The 4336-nt window shown below is 36.9% G+C and carries 5 protein-coding genes; all 5 read left to right on the forward strand.

Going from position 1 to position 4336, the window contains the following annotated elements:
* Positions 1-218 precede the first annotated feature (218 nt).
* A complete protein-coding gene (locus tag DWW81_RS12855) occupies positions 219-500 on the forward strand; it encodes a hypothetical protein (protein WP_147337867.1) in 282 nt (93 codons plus the stop codon).
* A 163-nt stretch (positions 501-663) separates the two neighbouring features.
* Complete coding sequence (locus DWW81_RS12860; RefSeq protein ID WP_117898173.1) at positions 664-1095, forward strand: hypothetical protein; 432 nt, start codon at positions 664-666, stop codon at positions 1093-1095.
* Between the two features lie 20 nt (positions 1096-1115).
* Complete coding sequence (locus DWW81_RS12865) at positions 1116-2318, forward strand: ABC transporter permease (RefSeq protein WP_117898174.1); 1203 nt, start codon at positions 1116-1118, stop codon at positions 2316-2318.
* 95 nt (positions 2319-2413) lie between these two features.
* The gene (locus DWW81_RS12870) at positions 2414-3532 is read left to right on the forward strand and encodes a hypothetical protein (RefSeq protein WP_147339806.1); all 1119 of its coding nucleotides are present in this window, start codon (positions 2414-2416) and stop codon (positions 3530-3532) included.
* Positions 3529-4194 (forward strand): ABC transporter ATP-binding protein, encoded by a 666-nt coding sequence (locus DWW81_RS12875; RefSeq protein WP_117856692.1) that lies wholly within the window; start codon positions 3529-3531, stop codon positions 4192-4194. The genes DWW81_RS12870 and DWW81_RS12875 overlap by 4 nt, the downstream gene beginning before the upstream one ends.
* Positions 4195-4336: the final 142 nt, after the last annotated feature.

A 4336-nucleotide genomic window follows, 5' to 3' on the forward strand; every position in this document is an offset into this window, starting at 1 on the left:
TTTTTTATTGTTATATAGGGTAGAGAGGTCGATTTGATCTTTCTACTCTATTTTTTGTGAAAGGATAATAAAAGATGAAAAAATTATTAGCGTTACTTGTTTCTTCCATTATAGTGTGTGGGAGTGGCATATCTGTTTGTGCTGAGCCTCAGTTAAGTACTCCTATCGAAGGTGAATTCACAGAATACTATAAGTATACTTCCAAAGTTTATAACAGTATGACTATTTCAAATAAGACTGCTTCGTGCAAAAGTACGGTAATGGGATTTTCAGATAAGACAACTAAAGTGGTTGTTACACATACACTAGAGAAAAAGAGTGGAAAATGGTGGAGCAATGTTACAAGCTGGACAAAAACGTTCAACACATATACAGCGATATATACCACGTCTAAATCATCGTTAAGCAGCGGTACATACCGTCTTAAAACAATCGCAAAGGTCTATAACGGTTCTGATTATGAGACCATTACGATTTATAGTAGCACAGTGTCATGCTGAAAATACAATATAAGAAGAAAGGTTTGGTGATTCCAATGCAGAATTAAAATATTTAACAATATTGCACGATTCAATTTGTGCAGGCTTACGAAACTGTTTGAATACAAAGGATTTGCATTGATATTTTTTGGTATTAATGCTATAATTTAAAGGAGAAATTTTTATGAATATGAAAAAAACTATTACAATTGGTATAGCTTCTATTATTGCCTTCAGCACGATAGCGACGACTGCAATGGTATCAGTAGGGGCATTTGATCAAACGTATGAATCAAATTATAATTATACATACAATGGTAATTCATATGCAAAAATGGATTACTATGAAGCTGGCAATTTTGTTCAGACAAGGGCTACAAATAAACAATCTCTGACAGAATATACCAAGATTAGCGTTGATGTGTATCATTCTAACGGCTTATATTTGGATGGAGCATCTGAATATAAAACACTCAGTACAAAAGGATCGATCGGCATCAAGGGTTGTTCAAATTACAGAAGCTCAGGCGGAAACAATTATAAACATACTGTAATTGTGTATCGTGATTCCTCACGTACAAATAAAGTTGCCACAATCAGCAAAAACGTAGGATAAATCATGAAAGGTCGGGGCATATGTTTTTTATTCTTAAAAACATTGCACAGTTTATCAGACACAGCAAGGTTATCTTTGCTGTGTTTGTGGTCTGTGAGATCACAAGCTTGATGCTTATTATTTTTTCATTTGGGATATATCAGAATTATTCACAGCAGATAAAGGACATTGCTTCAGATGAGCCTATTGATGAAGAAAAGAATTGGATTAGCTTTGATTTTGAAAGCGACATTGATGAGGAAAATCCAATTTCAAATGAATCGGTTTTGACTTTTCTTAACGAGATGGGGTCAGCGCTTGGGAATAAAATAGGGTACATAGATTTTGACTGCGGCGGATATTACGTCTGGCTGTCATATAATGACGGCTGGGAAATGTATGATATTAAAAAAAATCTGAAAACTAACGGAATGTGGTACAGTGGTAGCTCTTTCAGTAAAACAGATTATGACAAAGCTGCTAAGGTATGTATAGCCCCGATCGAATGTTACAAAGAGATAGACAGCGAGATCGGATATGATGACGATATTTCTCCCGAAGATTACAGTTATCAGGCATATGATAAAGACGGCAGAATATTTGTCGACCTTCCTGAAGGAACCTTTGAAGTGATCGGATTCACCAAAACCTGGGGAGACAGATATTATATACCTTATACCGTTCTTTCATCAGACGCCGATGTTACGACTTTTCCACAGGTGAAAATACAGCAGATTCTGTATCAGAATGAATACAACAGTGCAGTTAACATTTTCAAAAAGTGCTTTGGTGACAGAATAAGCGATGAGGAAATTTCGGATATGCCGGTTTATGATGCCGAGGTGCTGAAAACCTTTCAGACAAAAATGACGATCTGCGTTGTTATTGCGATCATATCTTCTGTCAATATCACGGCATTGTTTAAATATGTGATTGATCTTAGACGAAAGACTATGGCTATATTCAGGATCAATGGGTGTTCTAAAAACAGGCTCAAAGGAATCATGGTCAGCGAGATGATGATATATAGTGCGATCAATATTCTGCTATGTATATCTTGTTTTAATTTTCTTATACTTCCCGGACTAGCCGGTATTTTGCCGTATGTCACTCTTGCATATTCAGTGAAAAACTATATTTTACTTGCAGCGATCTACATAGCTGTGACCTTCGTTTCTCAAAACATAATGATTTATTTCAGCATTTCGCGTTCGCCAGTGCAAATGCTGAAATCACGGAGGTGAAAACGGTGCGCGCATCATATATCAGATATGGTATCAAGGAATTTGAACGTAATATATTTTTTAATATTTTTATAATCCTACAAATTTCCGCAGCTTTGATACTGATAGTTTACTGTGTGTCCTCAATAAACTATATCTCAAAGTTTTATTCACCGATAAAGGAACATATAGACGGAGAAGGAATTTGCAGTATCGACATACCGAATTATCCTCTGCTTGAAGAGATAAGCGGTTTTGAATATGTTGACGAGGTTTACTCCTTCAATTCAGTTGGCGGACTTTATAACAATAGCAATGCCTTTTATAAAAATGACATCAGGTACGTTTATATCAACAGCTATGATGACAAATTCATCAATGATTACATACCAATCCTTGAAAAGGGTAAATGGTTAAGCGAATGTGACAGCGAAGACGGCATAATTAACGCAGTAATATCCTATAGTGATGAATATGAGGTCGGCGATGTGATAACTGTGGTTTTCGATTCGCAGTCAGATTGTGAGAAGGAATTAAATTTTAAAATAGTAGGAATGCTTTGCGATGGAGCTAAAGTTTTTAACGCCTATACATTGATGTCCGAAGTTTCAGACGCTTCATCTTTGTATCCAAATTATTATAGTGCGCAGCATAAAAATGAAATTCTCCTGCTTACTGAAAAAAATCAAAAGCTAGGCGGTTGTCCCGGAATGTCGCTTATTAAATTCAAAGAGGGTCGTAGCGATGAGGAATATGAAAATTTCACCACTCAGTTAGGCGCCGATTTTGATATAAAAGGGATAAAATTATCAAAAATAAACGAGACAAGCTTAAAACAGATAAACGAGCAAAGGGTGATGATATTACCGCTTATAATCGGCATAAGCATACTCATTTTTACAAGCATTTTGAGTATGAGTGCTATAAGTACAAACAGGCAGCTGAAAAATTACGGCATATACAGCATTTCCGGCGGAACAAGGGCAGGCTGTGTTTTAATACAGATGTGTAATGTATTATGCTGCTGTATCTTCTCATGTTTTCTTGCTTATTTGTTTTTCAATATTTTAAAGATCAGTGGAAAGCTTAACGGATCAATTGTTGCTTTTGGTACAAATGAGTTTTGTTCATGTGCAGCATGGCTGATAATTACAATTATAGTTTCATCGATTATGCCTATATTAATAATCGGGAAAAAGAAGATAAAAGATATGTTGCGGGAGATGGAATTATGATTAAGCTTAACAACATAACAAAGATATATAACCCTAAAAAGTCCAACGAGTTTGAAGCTCTGCACGGCGTTTCCTGCGAGATTCAGGACGGTGAAATGGCAGCAATAATCGGCAAATCCGGTGCTGGAAAGTCAACGCTTTTGCATATCCTTGCCTGTATTGACGACTATCAGGACGGCGAGTATACCCTTGACGGGGAGCTTGTCAAGAATCTTTCCGAGCGGCAGTATGCAAAAATACGAAACGAGAAAATCGGTATGGTAATGCAGGATTTTTCTCTTGTCGAGGATTTTACTGCACTGGAAAACGTGATGATACCGCTGAATTTTGCAAAACCAAAAATCAAGAATAAAAAGGAAAAAGCGCTTGCCGCACTTGAATCTGTCGGAATTGAGGAACTTGCGAAAAAGCCTTGTAATAAACTTTCCGGCGGTCAGAAACAGCGTGTGGCGATCGCGCGTGCTATTGTAAACGAGCCGAGCGTGATACTTGCTGACGAGCCGACTGGGGCTTTGGATACAAAGACTTCTGCCGAGATAATGGAGCTTTTCAAGTCGCTCAATCACGAGGGAAAAACGATAATAATCGTAACCCATGATATGAACATTGCGGAGCAGTGCGATAGGGTTATTGAGATTTCGGATGGGCATGTTGTGAAATGAATTTTCAAAACGTGAAATGCCATTTTAATTTATATTTGCACAAATACGTCATAGACCCTATGAAAAACAGTCGTAAGCACCCGCTTGTGACTAATCCTGTATAATAAAACTTGACACATACAAAACAATCAAAGTATAATAA

Source organism: Ruminococcus sp. AF17-1AC, from assembly GCF_003461385.1.
Taxonomy (GTDB): Bacteria; Bacillota; Clostridia; order Oscillospirales; family Ruminococcaceae; genus Hominimerdicola; species Hominimerdicola aceti.

Excerpts from the sequence above, each read along its gene's own strand:
- DWW81_RS12855 (WP_147337867.1), top strand. The coding sequence starts at position 219 with ATGACTATTTCAAATAAGACTGCTTCGTGCAAAAGTACGGTAATGGGA.
- DWW81_RS12875 (WP_117856692.1), top strand. The coding sequence starts at position 3,529 with ATGATTAAGCTTAACAACATAACAAAGATATATAACCCTAAAAAGTCC.
- DWW81_RS12865 (WP_117898174.1), top strand. The coding sequence starts at position 1,116 with ATGTTTTTTATTCTTAAAAACATTGCACAGTTTATCAGACACAGCAAG.
- DWW81_RS12860 (WP_117898173.1), top strand. The coding sequence starts at position 664 with ATGAATATGAAAAAAACTATTACAATTGGTATAGCTTCTATTATTGCC.